The 20,508-nt window shown below is 67.3% G+C and carries 23 protein-coding genes, 1 pseudogene and 1 CRISPR repeat array; of the genes and pseudogenes, 12 read left to right on the top strand and 12 right to left on the bottom strand.

Annotation, left to right across the window (positions count from 1 at the left end):
• The first annotated feature begins 137 nt into the window (after nucleotides 1–137).
• Nucleotides 138–362 (top strand): hypothetical protein, encoded by a 225-nt coding sequence (locus DVA86_RS27690; RefSeq protein WP_208882386.1) that lies wholly within the window; start codon nucleotides 138–140, stop codon nucleotides 360–362.
• Nucleotides 359–643, top strand: coding sequence for a DUF7848 domain-containing protein (locus DVA86_RS27685; protein ID WP_484421922.1), 285 nt, complete (start codon nucleotides 359–361; stop codon nucleotides 641–643). The genes DVA86_RS27690 and DVA86_RS27685 overlap by 4 nt, the downstream gene beginning before the upstream one ends.
• A gap of 165 nt (nucleotides 644–808) precedes the next feature.
• On the opposite strand, the gene DVA86_RS27680 is transcribed toward DVA86_RS27685, so the two are convergent.
• Nucleotides 809–1,570 carry a GntR family transcriptional regulator gene (locus DVA86_RS27680; RefSeq protein ID WP_208882382.1) on the bottom strand — a complete coding sequence of 254 codons (762 nt, stop codon included), beginning with the start codon at nucleotides 1,568–1,570 and terminating at the stop codon, nucleotides 809–811.
• Between the two features lie 78 nt (nucleotides 1,571–1,648).
• Between DVA86_RS27680 and DVA86_RS27675 the strand changes: the two genes are divergently transcribed.
• Together DVA86_RS27675 and DVA86_RS27670 are read left to right on the top strand one after the other, a co-directional pair.
• Nucleotides 1,649–1,945 (top strand): hypothetical protein, encoded by a 297-nt coding sequence (locus tag DVA86_RS27675; RefSeq protein WP_208882380.1) that lies wholly within the window; start codon nucleotides 1,649–1,651, stop codon nucleotides 1,943–1,945.
• 1,104 nt (nucleotides 1,946–3,049) lie between these two features.
• A complete protein-coding gene (locus tag DVA86_RS27670) occupies nucleotides 3,050–4,900 on the top strand; it encodes a lipase family protein (protein WP_208882378.1) in 1,851 nt (616 codons plus the stop codon).
• A 344-nt stretch (nucleotides 4,901–5,244) separates the two neighbouring features.
• Here DVA86_RS27670 and DVA86_RS27665 read toward each other — a convergent pair whose 3' ends face one another.
• Nucleotides 5,245–5,643 carry a DUF3592 domain-containing protein gene (locus tag DVA86_RS27665; RefSeq protein WP_208882376.1) on the bottom strand — a complete coding sequence of 133 codons (399 nt, stop codon included), beginning with the start codon at nucleotides 5,641–5,643 and terminating at the stop codon, nucleotides 5,245–5,247.
• A 127-nt stretch (nucleotides 5,644–5,770) separates the two neighbouring features.
• On the opposite strand from DVA86_RS27665, the pseudogene DVA86_RS35590 reads away from it, so the two are divergent.
• A pseudogene (locus DVA86_RS35590) lies at nucleotides 5,771–5,974 on the top strand (IS110 family transposase); the annotation flags it as partial.
• A 14-nt stretch (nucleotides 5,975–5,988) separates the two neighbouring features.
• A CRISPR array of direct repeats spans nucleotides 5,989–8,104; the repeat unit is 29 nt; unit sequence GGGACCAACCCCGCGTCCGCGGGGAGCAC.
• A 58-nt stretch (nucleotides 8,105–8,162) separates the two neighbouring features.
• Here DVA86_RS35590 and DVA86_RS36140 read toward each other — a convergent pair.
• The 9 genes from DVA86_RS36140 to DVA86_RS27620 all read right to left on the bottom strand — a co-directional run bounded on the left by DVA86_RS36140 (nucleotide 8,163) and on the right by DVA86_RS27620 (nucleotide 13,679).
• Complete coding sequence (locus DVA86_RS36140; RefSeq protein ID WP_245997264.1) at nucleotides 8,163–8,396, bottom strand: hypothetical protein; 234 nt, start codon at nucleotides 8,394–8,396, stop codon at nucleotides 8,163–8,165.
• Between the two features lie 524 nt (nucleotides 8,397–8,920).
• On the bottom strand, nucleotides 8,921–9,235 hold the full coding sequence (locus DVA86_RS27655; protein ID WP_208882373.1) for a lantibiotic dehydratase C-terminal domain-containing protein: 315 nt from the start codon (nucleotides 9,233–9,235) through the stop codon (nucleotides 8,921–8,923).
• Nucleotides 9,236–9,254: 19 nt separating this feature from the next.
• Complete coding sequence (locus tag DVA86_RS36005; protein ID WP_208882372.1) at nucleotides 9,255–9,467, bottom strand: lantibiotic dehydratase C-terminal domain-containing protein; 213 nt, start codon at nucleotides 9,465–9,467, stop codon at nucleotides 9,255–9,257.
• Complete coding sequence (locus tag DVA86_RS36000) at nucleotides 9,457–9,954, bottom strand: lantibiotic dehydratase C-terminal domain-containing protein (RefSeq protein ID WP_208882370.1); 498 nt, start codon at nucleotides 9,952–9,954, stop codon at nucleotides 9,457–9,459. The genes DVA86_RS36005 and DVA86_RS36000 overlap by 11 nt, the downstream gene beginning before the upstream one ends.
• A 430-nt stretch (nucleotides 9,955–10,384) precedes the next feature.
• A complete protein-coding gene (locus DVA86_RS27640) occupies nucleotides 10,385–10,927 on the bottom strand; it encodes a DUF6368 family protein (RefSeq protein WP_208882368.1) in 543 nt (180 codons plus the stop codon).
• Between the two features lie 165 nt (nucleotides 10,928–11,092).
• Nucleotides 11,093–11,710 (bottom strand): hypothetical protein, encoded by a 618-nt coding sequence (locus tag DVA86_RS27635; RefSeq protein WP_208882366.1) that lies wholly within the window; start codon nucleotides 11,708–11,710, stop codon nucleotides 11,093–11,095.
• Between the two features lie 368 nt (nucleotides 11,711–12,078).
• Nucleotides 12,079–12,459 carry a hypothetical protein gene (locus DVA86_RS27630; RefSeq protein ID WP_208882364.1) on the bottom strand — a complete coding sequence of 127 codons (381 nt, stop codon included), beginning with the start codon at nucleotides 12,457–12,459 and terminating at the stop codon, nucleotides 12,079–12,081.
• A 105-nt stretch (nucleotides 12,460–12,564) separates the two neighbouring features.
• Nucleotides 12,565–13,245 carry a hypothetical protein gene (locus tag DVA86_RS27625; RefSeq protein WP_208882362.1) on the bottom strand — a complete coding sequence of 227 codons (681 nt, stop codon included), beginning with the start codon at nucleotides 13,243–13,245 and terminating at the stop codon, nucleotides 12,565–12,567.
• A gap of 17 nt (nucleotides 13,246–13,262) precedes the next feature.
• Nucleotides 13,263–13,679 carry a hypothetical protein gene (locus DVA86_RS27620; RefSeq protein ID WP_208882361.1) on the bottom strand — a complete coding sequence of 139 codons (417 nt, stop codon included), beginning with the start codon at nucleotides 13,677–13,679 and terminating at the stop codon, nucleotides 13,263–13,265.
• Nucleotides 13,680–13,868: 189 nt separating this feature from the next.
• On the opposite strand from DVA86_RS27620, the gene DVA86_RS27615 reads away from it, so the two are divergent.
• From DVA86_RS27615 to DVA86_RS27605, 3 genes are all read left to right on the top strand, one after another.
• A complete protein-coding gene (locus tag DVA86_RS27615; protein WP_208882360.1) occupies nucleotides 13,869–14,711 on the top strand; it encodes a helix-turn-helix domain-containing protein in 843 nt (280 codons plus the stop codon).
• Nucleotides 14,708–14,926, top strand: coding sequence for a DUF397 domain-containing protein (locus tag DVA86_RS27610; RefSeq protein WP_208882358.1), 219 nt, complete (start codon nucleotides 14,708–14,710; stop codon nucleotides 14,924–14,926). The genes DVA86_RS27615 and DVA86_RS27610 overlap by 4 nt, the downstream gene beginning before the upstream one ends.
• A 75-nt stretch (nucleotides 14,927–15,001) precedes the next feature.
• A complete protein-coding gene (locus DVA86_RS27605) occupies nucleotides 15,002–15,835 on the top strand; it encodes an ATP-binding protein (protein ID WP_342776417.1) in 834 nt (277 codons plus the stop codon).
• A gap of 194 nt (nucleotides 15,836–16,029) precedes the next feature.
• On the opposite strand, the gene DVA86_RS27600 is transcribed toward DVA86_RS27605, so the two are convergent.
• The gene (locus tag DVA86_RS27600) at nucleotides 16,030–16,425 is read right to left on the bottom strand and encodes an ATP-binding protein (protein ID WP_208882355.1); all 396 of its coding nucleotides are present in this window, start codon (nucleotides 16,423–16,425) and stop codon (nucleotides 16,030–16,032) included.
• Between the two features lie 270 nt (nucleotides 16,426–16,695).
• Here DVA86_RS27600 and DVA86_RS27595 point away from each other — a divergent pair, with 270 nt between their 5' ends.
• From DVA86_RS27595 to DVA86_RS27580, 4 genes are read left to right on the top strand one after another with little or no spacing between them, the layout of a single operon-like run.
• Entirely contained in the window at nucleotides 16,696–17,175 is a 480-nt protein-coding gene (locus tag DVA86_RS27595; RefSeq protein WP_208882354.1) for a helix-turn-helix domain-containing protein, read from the top strand.
• Nucleotides 17,176–17,198: 23 nt separating this feature from the next.
• Nucleotides 17,199–17,705, top strand: a complete 507-nt coding sequence (locus DVA86_RS27590) for a hypothetical protein (protein WP_208882352.1) — start codon at nucleotides 17,199–17,201, stop codon at nucleotides 17,703–17,705.
• A gap of 12 nt (nucleotides 17,706–17,717) precedes the next feature.
• Nucleotides 17,718–18,950: an MAB_1171c family putative transporter gene (locus tag DVA86_RS27585; protein WP_208882350.1), complete on the top strand. Its 1,233-nt coding sequence runs from the start codon at nucleotides 17,718–17,720 to the stop codon at nucleotides 18,948–18,950.
• Nucleotides 18,919–20,328 carry an amidase gene (locus DVA86_RS27580; protein ID WP_208882348.1) on the top strand — a complete coding sequence of 470 codons (1,410 nt, stop codon included), beginning with the start codon at nucleotides 18,919–18,921 and terminating at the stop codon, nucleotides 20,326–20,328. Before DVA86_RS27585 ends, DVA86_RS27580 begins: the two co-directional genes overlap by 32 nt.
• The last annotated feature ends 180 nt before the right edge of the window (nucleotides 20,329–20,508 follow it).

The following is a 20,508-nucleotide window of genomic DNA, read 5'->3' as shown; positions in this document are numbered from 1 at the left end:
CACCAAGCCCATGGCGACCGTTCCGGGAGAAGGGTCGCGCCCCGGGCCCCGCACCGGCTGTCGGACGAAGGACAGCACGGCAGCCGGTGCGGCAGCACGACGACAACCGAGCAGTACGAATGCGAGAGGACCACGGCATGGCGACGCAGCGACGAGCGGTGAAGAAGGACCGGGAGGCCGAGGAGGCACGCGAGGAGCTGCGCGCGGCGCTGCGGCGTGCGGGTATCCAGCTGCCGTCGATGGACGTGCGCCCCGCGACGCGTGCCGACGGCTCCGGGTACGCCCTCGTGAGCCTCGGCGACTGCGCGCCCGTCGTCGCCCGCGACCTGGCGGCTGTGATCGAGAAGGGGGCAGCGCGGTGACCCCCGGTGCGTTTCGCCAGGCTCCGTATGGCGTCGTGCGGGACGAGGCGACGGAGCCCACGTACGAGGCCGAGTGCGCCTCGGGCGAGATCACCTGCTGCGAGAGCTCTGGGGCCCACCGCCACACGGAACCGGTCGAAGTGTGGATGCGCCAGCATGCCGCTGACACCGGTCACCGTCGCTACCTGCGGCTCTTCTCGGACTATGCGGTGGTCCTGGAGCCCACGGAGGAGTCGACCCGTTCGGACATGCCGGAGCGGTCGGACAGGGGCTCGGTATGACACTCGTTCCCCCTGCTGGCCGCCGGCGGCAGAGCCACGCAACGTCCAGGACCGCGACGTGTGAGCACCGGCAGATCGAGAAGCGCGACGGCAAGTTCTACTGCCGCGCCTGCACACGACAGATCTATCTGTGACGACGACACGGTTCTCTGTCGACCCACACGTTCAGCTCTCGGAACTGACCCGCACTTCGTAGACGATCTCGGAGTGCGCGGCCGGCACGACGATGTCGGCTGTCTCAACCGGGCGACCGTCAGTTCCGTAGTACGTGCGCTGGATTCGAGTGACGAGCGCGCCACGTTGTACGCCGAGGAGCTGAGCCTCCATCACTGTCGCCTGCCCGGGCTCCGGCTGCTCGACCGCGTGGCTGATCTCAACCCCGATCTCCGCCATGCGCTCGATGACGCCTCGTCCCGCGAGCGGTCCGGCCTCGGGAAGCACGACGATCGTGCCTCCCGTGACGGCGTACGGCTCCCAGCTCGTCGAGAGCTGGACCGGTCGGCCCTCGGCAAGGAATTCGTAGCGCGTACAGACGCACCGGTCGCCCTCGTCGATCCCGAGACGCGCCGCGATCTCCGGCGGGGCCGGTGCGTTGGCGTTGGTCTGGTTCTCCCACGTCCCCGTCTTGCCGAGGGCAGCCATGCATGCGCGGAACGGAGAGCCATCGCGCTGGCCGCTGAGGGGCGAGCGAACCATACGCGTGCGCTCACGTCGTTCGGCGACGTAGGTGCCCGACCCGGAGCGGCCTTCAAGAACCCCTTCGGAGATCAGTAGCTCTTGGGCGCGGCGCACCACGGCGTCGCCTACCTCGTACTCAGCTGCCATCCGTGCCCGCGACGGAAGCCGCTCCCGGGGTGCCCACTCACCGGCGGCGATGCGTTGCCGGAGCAGGTCAGCAATGTGCAGATACGGCGGTTGCTCGGGCATGTGGAAAATCTAGCCCACCAGCTTTAATCTAGATAGCTAGCTTCACTTCTCGTGATCAGCGAGCGCCGAAGGGACGCCATGCCTGAACCCATCGCTCGCGCGCACTCCATCGCCGCCGCTCTCGCCACCTCTGGCCTCGAACCCCGCGTGATACGCCAACGCGACTCGCTCCGGGTCGAGGTCGACGCACCCGAATCACTGTCCCGAAGCGGCTGGAGCGCGGTGCTAGCGGCTCTGAGGCGGGGTGACGACTTCGGGCACGAGGCGACCGCTCAGGGGGCCGTGCTCTGGTCCCTCGTCCGCGCCGAGCCCTCTCTCCCCGACTCGGATCTGGGAGAGGGCCACCCCGAGGAAGGGTCTAATGGCACGCACTGAACGACAAATCGCAGTGTGCGCCGAACCGCATCAGGTGCAACTCGGCGACGAGATCCATGTAGGCGGTCGGCAGATGAAGATCACGGACATGCAGGACTTGCCAAGGGGTGGCAAGCGGTTAACGTTCGCGTCTGGCGAGGCCCTGTATGTGAACTCCGGGACTCAACTCACAGTTCTTCGCATGCCTGAGGGCTGGTAGGACAGAGCTTGAGTGCCCATGGCGTCGGCGTATGCCAGCGGCGGCAGACAGCGAGGCACAACCCATGGCCCTCACTCCGTCGCACCCACTGACTTGGTCTCATGGCACGGGCTTGTACGGCAGCACGTCGTCAAGCGGCCGGACGCTCCCGAGTGGCTCAAGACGACCGCACCACCTAGGCCCCTGAAGGCAGCTCCTACCTCGCTGAGTATCCACCTGCGTTGCAACGACCGCGTACAGCGGCGAACAACCACGGGCGCCCAGCGACCTCCCTACGAGGCTAGAAGCGCTCCAACCACGCCGGCCCTTCCTGAGGCATCTCTCCACCCAGAGAGTTGCGGATTAGGGCTAGTCTCCTGAGTAGGCCAGCCCTGACCCGTTTTGAGTATCTGTACGGATGCGGTACGCCCTCAACGGGCTGCATGATCTGCTACCGGTCAGGTACGAACAGCGGGGAGGGCAGAGTGAAGTCATCGAAACGGCGACGCAGTCGGGATCGTGCAAGCAAGGCAGCACGGGCGAAGCCTGCCTCCCAGCGCAATAGCAATCGAGACGTTGACGAGACCCGAGTCGGATACCTCGTCGTCCATGGAGTCGGGAACCAGCATCGGCACATCGGCTCAAGGCGCTCCGTCCTGCACCAAATGGCCCGAAGTATCGTTGACCCGATCGCTAAGGCGTACGGTACGTCAACGGTTACCTGGACCGAGACGCCAGAGTGCAGGAATAGATCCGCCGAGTGGCCGCTCGGGGCTCCTGCTCACGCCACCGTCGAAATCACCGCGCCTGGACAGCAGAAGGGGTCGGTGCTAATCGCAGAGGCAGTTTGGGCAGACCGCTTTCTTCGGCCACCGTGGTATCTTCGACCGCTGCTGACACTGCTCTACCTTGTGTGGTGCTTGCCTGTGGCACTTCTGCTTGTCGGCCCAGACCGCCGCGACCGCAGCTTCTGGGCGCCCACCGAAGTCTCGTTCAAGCGCACCTTCCAAATATCCCTAAGTTCCGTACTGTCGCCTAGCGCATTTTTTAGCAGTCCTGATGTTCGCCACACGGGTCGTATGGCTTGGCGGTTTCTGACTTCGCTCGTGCTTTTGTCCGCGTTCATGGCCCTATTCTTCAAGCACCCTTGGTGGACCGCCGGCGGAACCACCTGCCTGATCGTTCTGCTCAGCACGCGGCTGAATGTCGCAGACCATGTGATCATGGCTGCCACGCGAGACAAGGAGCGCGAGAGGTTGCTCGACTTCTTGGAAGATCGACTGCACTGGATGCGGAAGCATTGCGACGAGATCGTGTTCATCGCTCACTCACAAGGAGGTTTCCTCGCTCACCAACTCATGGCACGTCACGGAGGCCGTAACCAGGAGAAGGTAATCCGGATGGTGGGTGTCGGATCAGGTCTTAAACCCATCTGGATTCTCCAGCAGATGAGGCGCCCACTCGTCGCAGTCGTTGCATGGATGATCCCTATCGCGTCTCTCTGTCTAACCTGGGGTGCCTCTCCGTTCATCGAACCAGGGAATTCGGAGATTGCGGCGGGCACTTTGATGCATGTTCAGGCGATTACACCTTCGCTGGCGATGCCGCTGATCGCACATTCCAGCGATTTCGTCACAACCATGCAAAACGACGTGGTGGAGGCGACGAATCGCATACTTTCGGGCGTTCTCGTTGTCGGGGAGATGACCTGGGAGCGGTGGACCGCCATCGGGGTGAGTGTAACGCTAACAATTGCATGCGGACTGATCCTCAGGTTTCGAATCCTCAGCGAGGCAAGGACACCCCTCACTCTACCGTCAACCAACAGTTCAATGCAGCTTGTGTGGGAGGAGTACAGCAGCCAGCATGATGTAGTCGGCAGAATGCTATTGCCCACCCTTCCGCAGGGCGTGGAGCGAGAGGCTACGCCTGTACTCGGCCACCCACTGAGCGACCACACTGCATACTTCGACAGTGATGGGCTACTCGTGCGCCGGCTGGCGACCGGAATGCTTGCTGACCTCGAATCCTCGACAAGCAGAGGCTTCGGTGCGCGGCCGTGGGCAGAAACGGTGGCGCGATACGAACGTACCTTGCGAAAGCAACATGACCGACGACGTTGCTTTCAAGCAGTTCTCATGCTCTGGGTAGCATCAGCCGCGTTGCTCCCCCGTGTCGCGCGTGGGGCGACCCTCGTTGAGGCAGCCATCGGGAGCTGGTGGTTTCTTGCAGTGGCGACGATGGCGCTCAGCACCATATTCACCTGGCAAGGCCGGAAGAGTCACCGGGAGCTCACCGCGATGCTCGACGCTGAGTTGCGTGGCGAGCCACAACCCAAACCGCCTGTCAGGATCGTTAATCCCGAACACAGAACCACTGCGACACTGGCACTGACACTGGGCACCGTGTGTGCCTTCTTCGGGGCCCTGGGACTGACCCTCCTGTCGGATCTCCAACCGACGTGGAATATCCATTCACCCGGCGCGGCATTGCTCGCTGCAATCATATTCGCCACCCTTGCTGCTGCGACAGGATCCGGATATCGGGTTCAACGACGTTGGGTTCTCGGTGCAGGACTGCTGGCCTGCATCCCAGCGCTGACGTCCAGTGGTCCCTATAGCCCAGACACCCCATCCTGGGCAACAACTCCCGGAGTAGTTCTCGCCGTGGTTGTCTTGGCGGCAACCACAGTCGCGCTGATCAGCGTGTCCAGGGCACGTGTGGTAGCTCTCCCAGGACCTTCCTCCGCACTCGGCTCCGGGGCAGTACCGCACTGATCAGCCTTGGCAGGGCCGTGAGGCGAGGTGATGTGGGAGAAGATCTTGGACCACCCGAATCCATGACACCTGTCAGCCCAACGCATACCGAGCTCTGGCAACCGCCATCGCTGCCGATCTGGCGTACGCCAACGGGTACGCCAACAGCGGCAAACAACGACACACAACCGATGACTCCGGAGAGCGTCGTACCAGCTCAGTCCTAGCTAAGGCGCGGCCTGAAAAGCGGAAGGTCGCCGGTTCGACCCCGGCCCCAGCCACCGTCGCAGAACAGCAAGAAGGCCCCGACGGGCGAGCCCGTCGGGGCCTTCTTTCGCGCGTTGGTCCGTCAGCGGCCCCGTGGGTCACATCTTCAGCAGGCCCAAGATGATCATGACAGATCCCACCGCCATGAAGAGGGGACCCACAGCAACCAGCAGAAAGAGGTGCACGCCCGCCCGTTCAGCGGTCTTGTGCGGGCGGAGCGGATCGTAGACGACGTTCACCTCACGCCCCGGTTTCGGGCCGGGGAAGGACGAGAACGCACTCGTACGCTCGATCGTGCGACCGTCCTGCGAGGTGAACCGGAACCGCCCGGCACGGCTCTTGATCTGCGGATCGGGCCGCATCACGTCCTCGGTGCCCACGAAGACAGCACGAGCGCGCCGGCGCCGTGGGAACCAGCGCAGCAACTTGATCCACTCCACCGCACCGTTGATCGCGATAAACGCACCGATGACGATCATGGCGACATGGGCGACCACGCACGCTCCCTCCCCTCGTAACCGTCAAGAGGACGCGTCCCCTTGGCGTCCCGCGTCCCCGAGTACGCGGCTCAGCAACCGCCGCCGCCACCACCGCCGTCGCCGCCACCGCAGCCACCGCCGCCGCCACCGTCGAAGCCGCCCCCGCCGCCGAAATCGCCGCCGCCGGAGCCTGTCTCTCACACACATCTCTCCCCCCCTTCGACGGCTCCGCTGCCGAGCTCGGGGGACGCAAGCCCTCCTCCGCCTGGCCCGACAACGGATCAACGTGCTCTTCGCGATGCTCCGCGACGGCGCCTTCTACGAACCCAGAACCCCACGCCTCGCTTGACGAAAGACATAGAGGCACCCCCCCCCGCGTCCGCGGGGAGCACACCCCTTGCGAATCCCTATCGAAGAGGGATACGGGACCACCCCCGCGTCCGCGGGGAGCACCTCGCCACCCTCCACCACCTCGACCAGGACGCGGGACCACCCCCGCGTCCGCGGGGAGCACGTCCCGCTCATCCACGGCGAGACGACGCTCTCGGGACCACCCCCGCGTCCGCGGGGAGCACGCGGGCTGGCCGTCCATGATCTCCCGGGCCAGGGGACCACCCCCGCGTCCGCGGGGAGCACCTGTGTACCGAACGCCGCGCGGTGGAGCGGGCGGGACCAACCCCGCGTCCGCGGGGAGCACACGAAGTCCTGTTTCGCTTTGGTGCTGGCGTGGGGACCAACCCCGCGTCCGCGGGGAGCACCGAACCGTTCCACGCTCACCAGGTGCTCCCACGGGACCAACCCCGCGTCCGCGGGGAGCACAGACGGCGTAGTCGTCGGCCAGCACGCCGCCGAGGGACCAACCCCGCGTCCGCGGGGAGCACGTGACCTTTCCGTACGCCCAGTCGAAGCCCTTGGGACCAACCCCGCGTCCGCGGGGAGCACCCGACAACGCGGGCGGCCTGGCCCATCGCGGTGGGACCAACCCCGCGTCCGCGGGGAGCACCTGCTGTTGCACGGGGAGCAGGAGACGGTGAGGGGACCAACCCCGCGTCCGCGGGGAGCACGCCGACCGGCTTCGGGCCGAGGGGTACGGCGAGGGACCAACCCCGCGTCCGCGGGGAGCACGTCGAGGTGTCCAGCGACTGCGTCATCGCCTTGGGACCAACCCCGCGTCCGCGGGGAGCACCCATTCGAACCGCCCGCTCTTCCGAGTTGGTAGGGACCAACCCCGCGTCCGCGGGGAGCACTCGTTGACGGCGCCTGTAACGGTCTGGACGATGGGACCAACCCCGCGTCCGCGGGGAGCACTTGGGGATCGGCGCCATCGTGCCGTAGGTGGAGGGACCAACCCCGCGTCCGCGGGGAGCACGGACAACCTCCTCTCTGTGGTCCGTGCCCTCGGGGACCAACCCCGCGTCCGCGGGGAGCACGCCATTCCCCTTGCATTTCCCCCGAGATTTCAGGGACCAACCCCGCGTCCGCGGGGAGCACCTCCCGGCCGTGGACACGGCGGGGTGGCGCAGGGGACCACCCCCGCGTCCGCGGGGAGCACCGAGGGCATCTTGACGACCAGCCCGCGGGGGAGGGACCAACCCCGCGTCCGCGGGGAGCACATCACGACGACCGCGCCACCCCGGTTGCCGTTCGCCCGGCGGGGGGGACCAACCCCGCGTCCGCGGGGAGCACCCGTCCGTTCGGCCGAGCTCGGTTCCGACCCTGGGACCAACCCCGCGTCCGCGGGGAGCACCTCGAAGAGGGCCGGATGCGGAGAGGGGTCCGGGGACCAACCCCGCGTCCGCGGGGAGCACCAGCACGATTGCCGATTCGGCACTTCCTGGCCGGGACCAACCCCGCGTCCGCGGGGAGCACGACATCGACCCCGCGAAGAGGGGACTCAAGGCGGGACCAACCCCGCGTCCGCGGGGAGCACTGGGAGAGGGTGAGCTGGACGCCGGGGAAGTGGGGACCAACCCCGCGTCCGCGGGGAGCACCGGGGATGCCTTGATCAGGTCGTCCACGCCGGGGGACCAACCCCGCGTCCGCGGGGAGCACTGCAGCACCGTGTCCGCGCACTGCAGTGCCGCGGGACCAACCCCGCGTCCGCGGGGAGCACTGGCGTGCCCGCGCCAACGGCGACAAGACCGAGGGACCAACCCCGCGTCCGCGGGGAGCACCTCCGCACCCGCAAGGACAAGCCGGATGCCCCGGGACCAACCCCGCGTCCGCGGGGAGCACCGTCGGTGAGGCGCTGTGCGGCCCGCTGAAGCGGGACCAACCCCGCGTCCGCGGGGAGCACCTGCCCGCGACCACGATCGGGTCGGCGGCGGCGGGACCAACCCCGCGTCCGCGGGGAGCACGCCACGGCCTGGGTGACCATGACCGGCACGTCGGGACCAACCCCGCGTCCGCGGGGAGCACACCCTTCAGGGCATGCAGCGCAGCCGCGGCGTGGGACCAACCCCGCGTCCGCGGGGAGCACCCTCAGCGGCCTGGGGTTTTGCCTTGCGAGGGTGGGGTTCTGAGCAACTATTGCCGATTCAGTCATATTGCCCATAGCGGGCAGTCAGCTGAACTTGCGTCGTTTCGCCACCTTGCTCCATCCAGTGGGTTGATGCGAACTGCTGGTCCTCGACGAGGGGCGAGCGCGGACGTGCCCACTCTTCCAGCAGGCGGCATGCCGCTACCAGGGCCTCGTACTGGCCGGGAACGGTGTGTCCGGCGCGGGCGCACAGGGCGAGGAGCGCCACGGGGCCGGCCACGCCGTGGGCCATGCCGAAGTTCCCGTGGCCCAGGGGCCAGCTGGTGTCCGGCTCACCGGTTGGGCCGTCGAGTCCACCAGCCGGGGAGGCTGTTGCCTTCGACGGTGAGGGGGTGCTGGAGGAGCTGTACGAGGTAGCGCAGAACGCCGTCGAGTAGGTCGGGGTGCGCGGGACAGCAGGTACGCGCCGAGTCCGGGTCGGATCAGGTCGCATTCGCGCATACGCGGCGGCTGACCTGAGTCCATGCGGCGTTGTGCTGCCGACAGCCGCTCAGTGACGAGCGGACGACCGATCTTGCGGTCCAGCTCGTCCAGAGCGGAGCGATAGGCACGGTGGCTGGCCTTGTGCAGGGCGTACGCGACGGCGGCCGGCCCCGCGGTACAGGCTCGCGCTCGACGGATCAACGGTCGCCGTGCGCCCTGTCATTGTGAGCGCAGCGGCGTGCGCCGCTTTCCACGCGCCGCTGTGCTGTGCCAGGACGCCGTGGTAGACGACGGTTCCGGCGACACCGCGACCGAGGTCGTGCACGAGATCGCTCACGTGCCCACCCGCCGTTCACGGATGGAACGGCACACCTGGCGGGCGGCGTGACGGCAGGCGGCCTCCACTTCTCGGTCAGGGTCCCTCAGCCGGTTGTGGTGCATGTGCAACAGTGACTCCAGCACCGCTTCGAGCTGGCCGTCACGGACGTGAGCCGCATAGCGGACCAGGGCGCCTCGGCGCGGCTGGTGTGCGGCGTCCAATCGGGGAGTCCAGCCCTCCTGCTCCTGAAGTACGCCAACGCGGGCGTACTCAACGGTCTGTCGTGTCACGTCCGGATCACTCGTGACGCGTGCGAGTGTGATGGCCATCCAGCGTGTACCTTCTTCGTCACCCAGGGCCCCAGGCGAGATCGATCATGCTGAGGGAGCACGGCGCTTTACGGTCCATGCCGGTGAGGTCGGACAGCGCGTGCCGGGCGGTGTCACTGTCGGCCACGAAGACGTCCTCGGCGGCGGCCAGGGCTGCGCCGGTGCCGTAGCAGCCGATCTCGGGCCGGTAGCCGTCGAAGACGAGCCGCGAGGCGAGGGCATCACCTTGCATCTGTTCCCCCCCATCGTGCGATGGCGTGCACTACCTGTGCGTGCCGGTGCGGGTCGAGGGCGGCGATCCGCAAGCGCAGGTGGTCTTCCTCGTGGGGCGTGCGGTAGCGAACGAACCAGCAGTCCGGGGAGCCCAGTTCAGCAAGGAGGCTCGGCAGCCGGCGGGTGAGGATCTGATCCATGACGTTCGGATGCGTGAACACCTTGGCCTGCACCCAGTGCTGTCGGCTGTCGCCGGGGTTGGGCAGCATCCGGTTGGTCAACACCGGTGCCGTCTCCACGTCCGGGTGGGGCAGCGGCGGCCGGGCGGAGATCAGCGACACCACCATCTCATGCGCGTGCCCGATCCAGCCGAGATCCCGTTCGCTCGGAGCTTCGGTCAGATCGGCCTCTGCGTGGCGCTGGAGGTGGCTGTGGAGGATGCGTGCGTGCAGCGGTTCGCTCAGGTCCAGGCGCAGGGTCCGGTCGTCGTCGCGCAGTTCCAGCACCCGTGGGCACTTCCATGCTCCCCGGCACGTGCACGGTAGTACGCGATCTGCCGGTCCAGCCAAGCCCGGTCAACAGGTGCCGCACCCATCACGGAACCACCCCGCGCCGATGCGGCGAACGATCGGCCGTCGTCGTCTCCGCAACACGGGATAACAGCATCCTCGTACTCAACTGAGTGGCCATACCACCCCGTACATGTCCCGGCGAGAGCCGCGGTAATCGAGCAGCTGTGCCCCTCAGATGAGTGAGCTGTCCCACTCACGGGAAGAGGTACGCCCGCCAGGTACACGGCATCCGGCAGGACCTGGGCGCCGCTCACCAGCATTGCGGCGAGGTTGCCTTCTGGGCAGGTCGATAGTCCGCAAGATGGGCATCGCCCGTGTTGCGCAAGCGGGTACGGCTCACCTGAGCCGGCTGGCCGAGTTCCGGCTACTTCAGGAGCCGGAAGCCGGGCTGCTGAGCCCATGCTTTGAGGAACTCCGCTGAACCGTACGCGGCAGGCCACGGATCGGTCATCGTGGCGATGACGCCGGGAAGGCCGGCCACCACCGGCACCTGGTCGTTCCTCAGTTCGGCGTTGACGACACCACCGACCACGTCCATGACGGCGGCGGTCAGCAGGGCCGTGACGACGTGGTCGACGGGACGGTTGCAGAAGGCGACGACGTCGATGGCGTGCGTCGGCGTGAAGCCGATGAGAGGTTCCTGATCGACTTCGTCGGCGTGTTCGGCCTTGAAGACGGACTCGTCGCCGATACCGGGCCCCATGACGGAGACCAGGACGGGCCGCCGTCCGTCGACGCCCCCAGTCTCGTAGATGCCGAGGCTCTCCGCGCGAATGTTCAGGTCGTACTCGCCGACCCGCTTCTCCTCGAACCGTGCCGAGGAGCGAACCAGAAGTTCGCGGAGCCGCTGAATCGCCGAGAGGGGAACGGCCTCCGCCAACTCGATCACCAACACCGGTCCGCTCATGCTCGGAGCCTAACCAGCCGGTGCTGCTCTCCCCGCCTCATTGCTCAGTGTGCGTGAACGACGCCACATCAGAAGGAACGGTGAAGCCGAAGGTGCTGTTGGCTATCGGCCAAGAGCACGCGGGGTCGTCTGGCCGAAGCCAGACGGCCGAGTCGCGTCCCTGGGTTACAGGCTGGCCTGCCGGAGCGCAGTCGCGAGCTTCCGTGCTTCTTGGGGGTGAAGGCTGCTGCTGATCTCGACGGCGGCGTCCCGGTCGCACCGTAGGCAGTCCGGGTGAACCACGATGTCCAGGACCGCTGTGCGTCCGGTGTTCTCCATGATGGCGTTGCGGAGCCGGGCTCGTACGTGTTGTGCCTGGGGCCACTCTTCGATGGCGCCTTCGGGCTGGTAGGGCGGGGCGCCCAGGCTGTGGGCGAGGGCTTCGGCAGTGGCCACGGTGAGGGTGCCGAGGTGCACCCGGCGGTCGCGTACGGTCAGTTGCGGCACGTGCAAGCCGTGCACCCGCAGGGCCTCCCGGAGCGCCTCCTCCGCGGCGAAGGCGCTCTTGAGCCCTCGCCGCAGCAGTGCCGCGAGGGCTCGCGCCTGCGGGTGAGCGCGGGTGCTGATCTCGATCACGGACACCAGGCCGTCGTCGACCATCGACAGCCGCGGTACCGGCAGGCCGGCGGCTGCCAGTACCTCGCGAAGCTCGTCCATCGCCTGGAACCACTCCGGAGTCCGCTCTGCTGCGGAGGTGCTCGGGGATGCGGGCTCTGTGGGCACGGGCGTGTTGTTCACCGTCATGTACTTCTCTCTCTTGCTCTGCGGGTATGAAGTGGGCCGGAGCCACGAAAGCGGGTTCGTCAGCGGGGCCGATCGGCGTGGATTCGCGCAACTGCCGGAGTTGGCCCCGCCCACGACGCGGGGTGGTCAGGCGTAGGCCCATTTCGAGGGTGGTGCGGGCGATGACCGGACTGCGGGATCGTGAGGAGCGGTGTCGGCGTCGCGCGAAAAGTGGGCCGTTGGCGGCAGGTGAAAAGTGGGGCCCGCCTCCGTTGGAGGGGTCCGCGCTGCGTCCCACACACGAGCACGGCCAACGGAGGCGGGTGGTCAAGGGGATCGCCGGTTGGCGCCAGGCGCGAGGATGAACAGGGCGGATGTGACTGAGGTGATCACCCTCTCGCTCCCGCGTCGCAGGCGGTGTCGGCGACGTACGTCGCCATGCTGGGCGGGCGGAAGCGGTAGTCCGCCTCAACTCCCAGCCGCAGGAGCGTCAATCGGAGTGCGGCACGCTCGTCGTCCGTGCTCGCCAGCTCGGACTCCGAGTTGGCGATGAGCAAGTCGACTGCCCCTTGATTCAGGAAGGGGAGAACCTGGTTCGCCCAGACCTTCCGGTCGGTCAGCGGGGTGGACGGGGGAACGGGCTCGGCGAAGTGAGCGACAGTGCGTCGGCCGCGCGCTCTCGCGTAGCGGATGAGAGGGGCCAGCACTTGATCGGGTGGTAAATCGCCGTGGCAGATGTAGAGCACGGCGAGGCGCCGTGGGCCGGACATGGGGGGCTCCAAACGAGTATGAGGGTGGCTGAGCGGACAGCGACGAGAGCGGTGCTCAATGCGGCGGTCGCGATGACCTGCCGATCGGGTTCCGACGCTGGTGCTTCACGTCGACGCCCGAGGTGGCGGCGTGGCCCGGTCGGAGGTGGGATTGGCGGCCAGATGCTCCAGATGGGCCAGCAACGCGGCTGCGCAGCATGCCAGTTTGGCCAGGTATGCCGTGTTGGCGGCTTCGTCCGCGCGGCCGTGAAGTCGGCGTCGTGCTTCCTCTGCGGCCAGGAGCGCACTGCGCTGGGCATGATCCGGGCGTCGGCCTCGGGCGCGAGCCTCGACCTGCGGGATGTAGTCCTCGACTGCTTTTTTGATGAGTTGGAAGTCGCCCGAATGGACCGTTCCGCTGCGAGCCGGGGCTAGGACGCGGGCAATCGCGTCGGCTACCAGGTCCGCTGACGGAGGCGGAGATGTGGGGTGCGGTGTGGCGCTGGTCTCCTGGAGTGGGTAGTGGGCGAAGAGTCCGTGCTCGATCAACCACGTGCGCAGTACGTGTTGGCGCCTGGTGTTGAACGCGAGCTGTGTCTCCGTGGGCGCGACCACTCCGGTTGCTGCGCCGGCCTCCAGCAGGGTGGCGGCATGCCGCCACTGCGGGCGGGTCTCGGCTTTCGTGTGGAGTGCGCAGGTGTCGAAGAAGGAGCGGTGCACCTCGAACCCCGAGTCGTGGGCATACGTCGCGAGACGGTTGAGAGTCGTGGTCGGGCTGGCCAGTTCGTGGCAGGCGTAGAGCACCACGCGAGAACCCGGCCGCATCACGGCTCCTCCGTTGGAGCCCAGCCCGTCATCCGGATCAGGAGGGCACGCAGCGCGTCGCGGTCGACGAATGGTGCTTTCGGGGTGGGGCGCGAAAGCCAGGTGATCGTCTCGTCCGCGTGCCCGTACGCCGGAATCCGGACGGTGTCCTCAGCGCTGAGCTCGCGGATCCCCGGGGGCCAGCGGAAGGCGGTGTCGGGGCGTGGTGGCACGAGAAAGAGCGTGGCTTCGGTACCGAGATCCTGTTGCAGGATCGGGCCGGGGTTGCCGCCGGCTGCTTCGCACAGGGCAGCCGCTGTTTCGGAGCCGCGCTCTCCGGCGATGCGTACCGCGTCGAAGTAGGGGCCGGGTTTCGCCGTACGGATGCCGGCTACCGGGACCCACTCAGGGCGCTCGGCGGCCTCTGCGGTGCCCAACTCAGGGCTCTGAACTGGTTGTTCGCTCGGCTGTGTTTGTTCTGTCACGTGACGTAGCCTGCCTGCCGGGCATTACTGTGACCACCTTCACAGGCGAGACGCATGGTTTGGGCCATTCGCGATTCGAGCGTGTATCGCCTTGTCGTGGAAGGGCGTTCGCGGGTGGCTGTGAGAGAGACAAGGTGTGCTGTGACCAGCGAAGACACACAAGACGCACAAGACAGCGGCGGCAAGAACCCGATCAGTTACGTGATCTTCGGCCGTCAGCACCGGCGGCTGCGCGAGCATGCCGGGTTCACCGTGCAGCAGCTCCACACGGCGAGCAGCTACTCAGCGGACCTCATCCGCAAGATCGAGCGCGGCGACCGGAGAGCCCAGCCGGACTACATCCAGAAGGTTGAAGAGGTCCTGGGTACCAACGGATTGCTGCTCGTCGCCAGCGAGGAATTGGCGAAGCGCCTTCAGTGGCCCGACTGGTTCGAGAAGTACGTGGAGGCGGAGGCGAACGCCCGCAGCCTTCAGTCGTACAACACCCAGGTGATCCACGGTCTCCTGCAAGGCGAGCAATACGCCCGGGCTGTACTCAGCGCGCACTACCCCACGCTGGACGACGACGCGGTCGAAGCGCGAGTTGCCGCCCGGCTGGATCGCCAGTCGCTTCTGACGCGCAAACCGACGTGCATGCTGAGCTTCGTCATCGAGGAGTGGGTGCTACGCCGTCCGATTGGCGGGAAGGCTGCTATGAGGGAGCAGCTCCAACACCTGATCGGGTGCGCCCGCATGCGCAACGTCGCCATCCAGGTGCTCCCGACAGCTTGCGAGACGCACGCTGGATTCGACGGTCCGATGACGCTCCTGGAGACGGGGGAGGCCAAGCGAGTGGCGTACGTTGAAGGACAGGCAGGGGGCGCTTGGGGAACGGCTACGGAAGAGGTCCGAGTGCTTGAAGGCCGGTATGGAATCATCCGTGGCCAAGCCCTCAGCACTGAGGACTCGTTGAGGTTCGTTGAACAACTTGCGGGAGAGCTATGAGCGCCGAGGAGACCACGCACGGGACCGCTGACCTGGCGTGGTTCAAGTCCAGCTACAGCGGCAGCAACGGCGGAGAGTGCATCGAGGTCGCGGCCTGTCCGGAGACCGTCCATGTACGGGACTCCAAGGACACCTCCAGGCCCTGCCTGATAGCACCGCCCGAGTCCTGGGCGGCGTTCGTCACGTACGCCGCGCAACACGGTGTCTCCCACTGACGTACGAGGGCTGTGCGCCGAACCGATGCAGGCGAACCGTCGCTCGCGCGGTCGAGCTGTGAACCGAAGCGGTCGATGCCCCGTCGCCCTGAGGCCCGGGGCAGCGCAGCGAGCATGTCGAGGTTCTTGAAGTCCTCTGACGAGTGCGGTTCCGCTCGTCGTTGGGACCACGGTGTCGTGGTCGCGGTCCGAATCGCGATCACCGGGAGGCGGCATCGTGCCCTCGCTCACCCTCAGCATCAGCGTCTTGTTCGTGCTGGCTTGCGTACCCATTGCCTACATCCCCGTTCGTACCTGCCTAGAACCCGGTCCGGGTCGGCATCGGCGGGGCGGCGGACGCCACGCCGCCCGCAGGGGTGCGCGGTGAATCCGGACGCTCGCCCGTGGCGCGGCACTGTGATCTACCGCTGGGGCGAGGAAACGGCGAACCCCACTGCGGGGGCGAGAGCGGCGCTCAGTGATGCGCTCACGGCCGCCGGTGTCGAGGGTGAGGCCAGAGAAGACGCGCAACTCGCTCTGTCGGAACTCGTTGCGAATGCGGCCGAGCATGCGCAGGGCCCGTACGAGGTCCGGCTGCGCATGACGGCTGAGACATGGGTCTGTGAGGTTGCGGACGGAGATACTCGCCTGCCCCGGTTGTCAGCGGGCCCACCGTCCGTTCCGTTTCACCCCGAGAAGGCAGGCTTCGGCGGGGGAGTGGAGGAGTGTCTGCTCGGCCTGCTGGAAGAACGGGGGCGTGGCTTGCGGATTGTGGACTACCTGACGCGCGGAGCTTGGGGCTTCCGCGTATCGGAGGCGGCGAAGGTCGTTTGGTTCGCCATCCCAGGCTGTCCACCCCGGCCGTGCGGGCGAATTGCTGAGGCTCCTGGCCATCCGTCTCGTTCCGCCCCGATGGTGACGGGTGAGTAGCGGCGCGGAGCTGCTGCCCTCACTGGCGGTTGACCAGGGCGTCAGCGAACCCCCAGGGCTTGCCATGCGAGGGCCGGACAGGCGACGAGTAAGCGGTTCAGGGTCGGCGCACGGCATGCAGGCTGTCAGGGAAAGGAAGAGCCCGCTCCGCCGCCACGGGGGTAAGGCGGCGGAGCGGAGTTGCGGGCCGAGGTTCACCTCGGCGTCATCTGGGCCCACATGACCTTCGCATGCGGGCCGGGGCGGCAGCCGTGATCAGTGGCCAGGGCCGCGACGATGTGCAGTCCGCGGCCGGACTCGGCGCACAACTCCGGGGGAGGAGCGTGGACCTGGCCTGGTTGGGCGTCCTGCACTTCGATGAGGACGTTGTCGCCTGGGGTGGACAGGGTGAGTGTGATGTCCCCGCCGACGTGGATGAGGGCATTGGTGACGAGTTCGCCTGCCACGAGTACGGCGTCGTCGATTCCGGCCGCGGAAATGTGCCACGACTCCAGCGTGGTGCGGACATAGTGGCGTGCGGCGCTCACCGGTAGGGCTGCGTCGATTCCGGCCAGACGAATGCGAAAGAGCTTGTCCACGAGCGTCGTCATGTGGCCCCGCTTCCCGAAGCTGTCCTTTCCCGGTGTGCGGACGATGGTTGTATCCAGTCCAGGGGAAGATGGTCACGTGTGTGGAAGAGGCAGGAGATGCTGTGGAGTACCGACGCGCTCATGGCCGTCCTTTGGGAGGTATGGCTGCGAACAGCGAACACAGGTCACGTCTTGAGGTTGGATCCTGACCCGACGGGCCCGATCCACCCCAGCCGTCCACTAAAGTGACATGGAACAGATTGAGCGTCAACTTTTGTGAATCGAGGTGCGATGACCAGCGGTGAAACGCCCCAGCCGGACGAGCCGCGGCTGGAGGGAGCGGTGTTGGACGGTGAATCCGTGGCTGACCGGCTCAACAGGCTCTTTGAGGTGGTTCATCCGCCAGGTCGCGGCGAGTACACCAATCGGGAGGTTGCAGCCGGAATTCGCGCTCAGGGCGGCGAGACGATTTCGGTCAGTCAACTGCACTATCTACGAACAGGAGAGCGAACAAATCCACGACGGGACACGCTGGAAGCTCTGGCGACTTTTTTCAAGGTGAGTCCCAGTTACTTCTTCTCGGGTGCCGAGGGTGCGCAGATCGCAGCCGATCTAGAGGAGTTGCGGCGACTGCGGGCCAGTGGCGTACAGCGGATCGCCGCTCGAACCGCTGGCCTGTCAGATAAGAGTCTGAATGCATTGCTTCATCAGATCGAGCATTACCGCGATTTGGAAGGGCTGCCGCCGGACGAGGATACTGAAGCTCGGTGAGTCACCGATTGAGGACCTGAGCCATGGACAGTACGCAACGCGCCTGCCGCGAGTTTGTTCACTCCTTGGGGCTGCCTCGGGTCGACAGCATCGGGAGTCTCATTCCCGTCGTCGAACGCAGAACCGGCTGTCGTATTCGCGTCGAGGAGGCTCCGCGTGAGTGCGACACGGATGTGTGCGGGCTTTGGATCCGGGCCCACGATGTTGATCACGTGTTCGTCCACCGGGACACGAGCCGCGCGCACCAAGACCACATCATCGCGCACGAGCTGGCCCACATCCTGTGCGAGCACCGGCCGCCGGAGGCCGGTGGGATCACGCTGCCGACCACCATCACCGAGCGCCTGATGCCCAGCCTCGATCCTGAGCTGATCCGGATGATTCTCGGGCGTACGAACTACGAGTACCAGGACGAACGGGAGGCAGAGCTGATCGCGTCGCATCTTCAGCACCGCATCCACCGGCCAGCGCCGCCCGAGGTTGATCCGGCCGACCGCGTCGCACACACGCTCCTGCGTCAGCGCGGATAAGCGGAAACCGGCGTGCAGCAGCTCCACCCCCTGTGCTTCGCACTGACCACCGTCGGCTTCGTACTGCTGCTGTGGCCGCCGCGCCGCCTTCGTACGGATCCCGCGCTCGCGGCCCTCTGCGCGACGTGGGGATTCTCCGCCCTCTCGTTCGCCGTGTCCCTGGAGCCCGTGTGGAAGGCGCTGGACGCGGCACTGGGACGCCCCTCCACAGGCGCTCAAATCGCGTACGGATCTGTCGTCGCCCTGATGGCCTGTCAGCTGGTCACTCTGGCGTACTGGTCGCTGCCCCGGGAAGCAGCCCGTGCACGGGCCCGCCTCAGCCTGGCCGCCGCGGCGATGCTGATCGCCACGCTGACCGTGCTGTTCTTTCAGCTCACCCCGCGCAGCTCGACACCGCAGGGATTCACCAGCGCCTACGCGCATACGGGTACCTATCAGGCGTATCTGACGCTCTACAACCTCGCCTACGCCGGCGGTGAGATCCTCCTCGCGGTCGGCTGCATCTCTGTTGCCCGGCGTACTGGACAAGTGTGGGTGGCCCGCGGATTGCGCCTCGCCGCCGTCGGAGCCGTGCTGACCCTCGGCTACAGCAGCGTACGGCTGGCTGTCGTCCTCGCCGCGCTGGGCGATCGCAGACTGCCCGCCGGCGCCGAGTCGGCGGCGTGGATCTGCGCGGACGGAGGCACCGTGCTGGTGCTCGCCGGGTGGTTCGTTCCCACGCTCGCACACGTCGTGGCCCCTCAAGTACGTGCCTGGGCGCGGGCTCACCGGGACTTCCGACGCTTGGGCCCGCTGTGGTCCGACCTGTGCGCGGCCGTGCCCACGATCGCACTCGCCCCGGCGCGGACGGCCGCCGCTGAGACCCTGCGGCTGCGGGGGATCAGCTGGCATCTCTACCGACGTACCACCGAAATCCGGGACGGCCAGTGGGCGCTGCGGCACTACCTGGAGGCGTCGGTGCGACGGGAAGCCGAACACCACCGTCAGGCCGCGGGCCTGACGGGCCAGGAGCTCGCCGCCGCTGTCACAGCTGATCAGCTCCGGCACGCGGTGCGCGCCTTCACCCACCACCAGGCGACAGGGCACCTGACCGAGTACGCCGATGCGCCGTTCCGCGAGACCACGCGCACGCCGGATGATGAGGTGACCGCCCTGCTGCGTATCGCCGACCACTACACAGCTGCCGCACCCAAGTGGGAGACACCGGAACCGTATGAGCGATCTGACCACATGCTCGGCCCGTGACCAGCTACGGGCGCTTGACCGCGGCGAGGTGAGCAGCCGCGAACTGACCGCCGCGCACCTGGAGGCCATCGCCGCGCATCCCGAGCGCAACGCGGTCGTCACCGTCGACGAGCCCGGCGCGCTGGACGCGGCGGAGGCTGCCGATGAGCGGCGGGCTCGCGGCGGGCTGATCCCGCCGCTGCTGGGCCTGCCCATGACGGTGAAGGACTCGCTGGAGACCGCCGGACTGCGGACCACCTGCGGGTCTCCCGGCCTGGCCGACCACGTCCCCGAGCGTGACGCCGACGCCGTCGCCCTGCTGCGTACCGCCGGGGTGGTGCTCATGGGGAAGACCAACGTTCCGCCGATGTGCCAGGACATCCAGACGGGCAACCCGCTGTTCGGGAGCACCCGCAACCCCCACGACCCCACGCGTACGGCAGGCGGTTCCTCCGGCGGCGCGGCGGTTGCCGTGGCAACCCACCTCACCCCCTGGGAACTCGGCAGCGATCTCGCAGGCTCGCTCCGGCTCCCGGCGCACTACTGCGGTACGTACGGGCTGCGCACCAGCGGCGGCATCGTGCCCACCCGAGGTCACATCCCGCGCCCACCCGGTGCGTACAACTCCACCGACATGACCGTGCTCGGCCCGCTCACCCGCACCGCCGACGACCTCGACCTCGCGCTCGACGTGCTCGCCGCGCCACGCCCCGCCGACCAGACCGCGTGGCGCCTGGACCTGCCGGGGCCCCGCCACACCACCCTGCGCGAGTACCGCGTCGGCGTGTGGGCGGACGACCCCCACTGCCCGGTCAGTGCGGAAACCCGGGCCCTGCTCGACCAGGTCGCGGAAGAACTCCAGCACGCCTGCGACCACGTGGACGACACCACCCGGCCCGTCGAAATGGCCACCTCCGACCGGCTGTTCACACGCCTGCTGTTCGCGGGTGCCTCGGTGGGCGCCGACGAGAACACCTTCTCCTCGGCGGTCAGAGCCGCCGAGGAGAAGCCCGAGCATCCCTTCCTCCACGCCCAGACGATGCGGCACCGGGAATGGCTGCTCGCGGACGAGGACCGTCAACGCTTCCGGGCACGGTGGGCCGAATACTTCCGGCACGTCGATGTCCTGGTGACGCCCGCGGCCCCCACCGAGGCCGTACTCGATCAGACCGGCATGCCGATTTCAGAGCGGCACATCACCGTCGACGGGGAACGCCGCGGCTACTGGGAGCAGACCGCCTGGCTCAACCTGGCTAGCCTCGTCTACCTTCCAGCGGCGACCGTCCCGTTGAACTTCACCCGGGACGACCTTCCCCTGGGAGTACAGATCATCGGTCCCTATCTGGAAGACCGGACTGTTTCACGCTTCGCCGGACTCCTCACGGCCCGGATGCACTAGACGACCCCAGCTCGCCTGGCCGGAGGCAGCGAGCCCCGCGGCGTGGGCGAAGGAGAGCCGAGTGAGTAGCCCGGTGATGCCGTGGGCCAGGCGGATGGTTGCGCCGACGGCTGCCGGAGAGGCCGTGGGCGACTTTCTCGCTGCGGTGTCGTCAGCTGTTACGGCAGGCGGGCTAGTTGA

This window comes from Streptomyces armeniacus (assembly GCF_003355155.1).
In the GTDB taxonomy this organism is placed as follows: domain Bacteria; phylum Actinomycetota; class Actinomycetes; order Streptomycetales; family Streptomycetaceae; genus Streptomyces; species Streptomyces armeniacus.
Note: the sequence above shows the minus strand (reverse complement) of the source record. Positions and strands in the feature narration are given on the sequence as shown.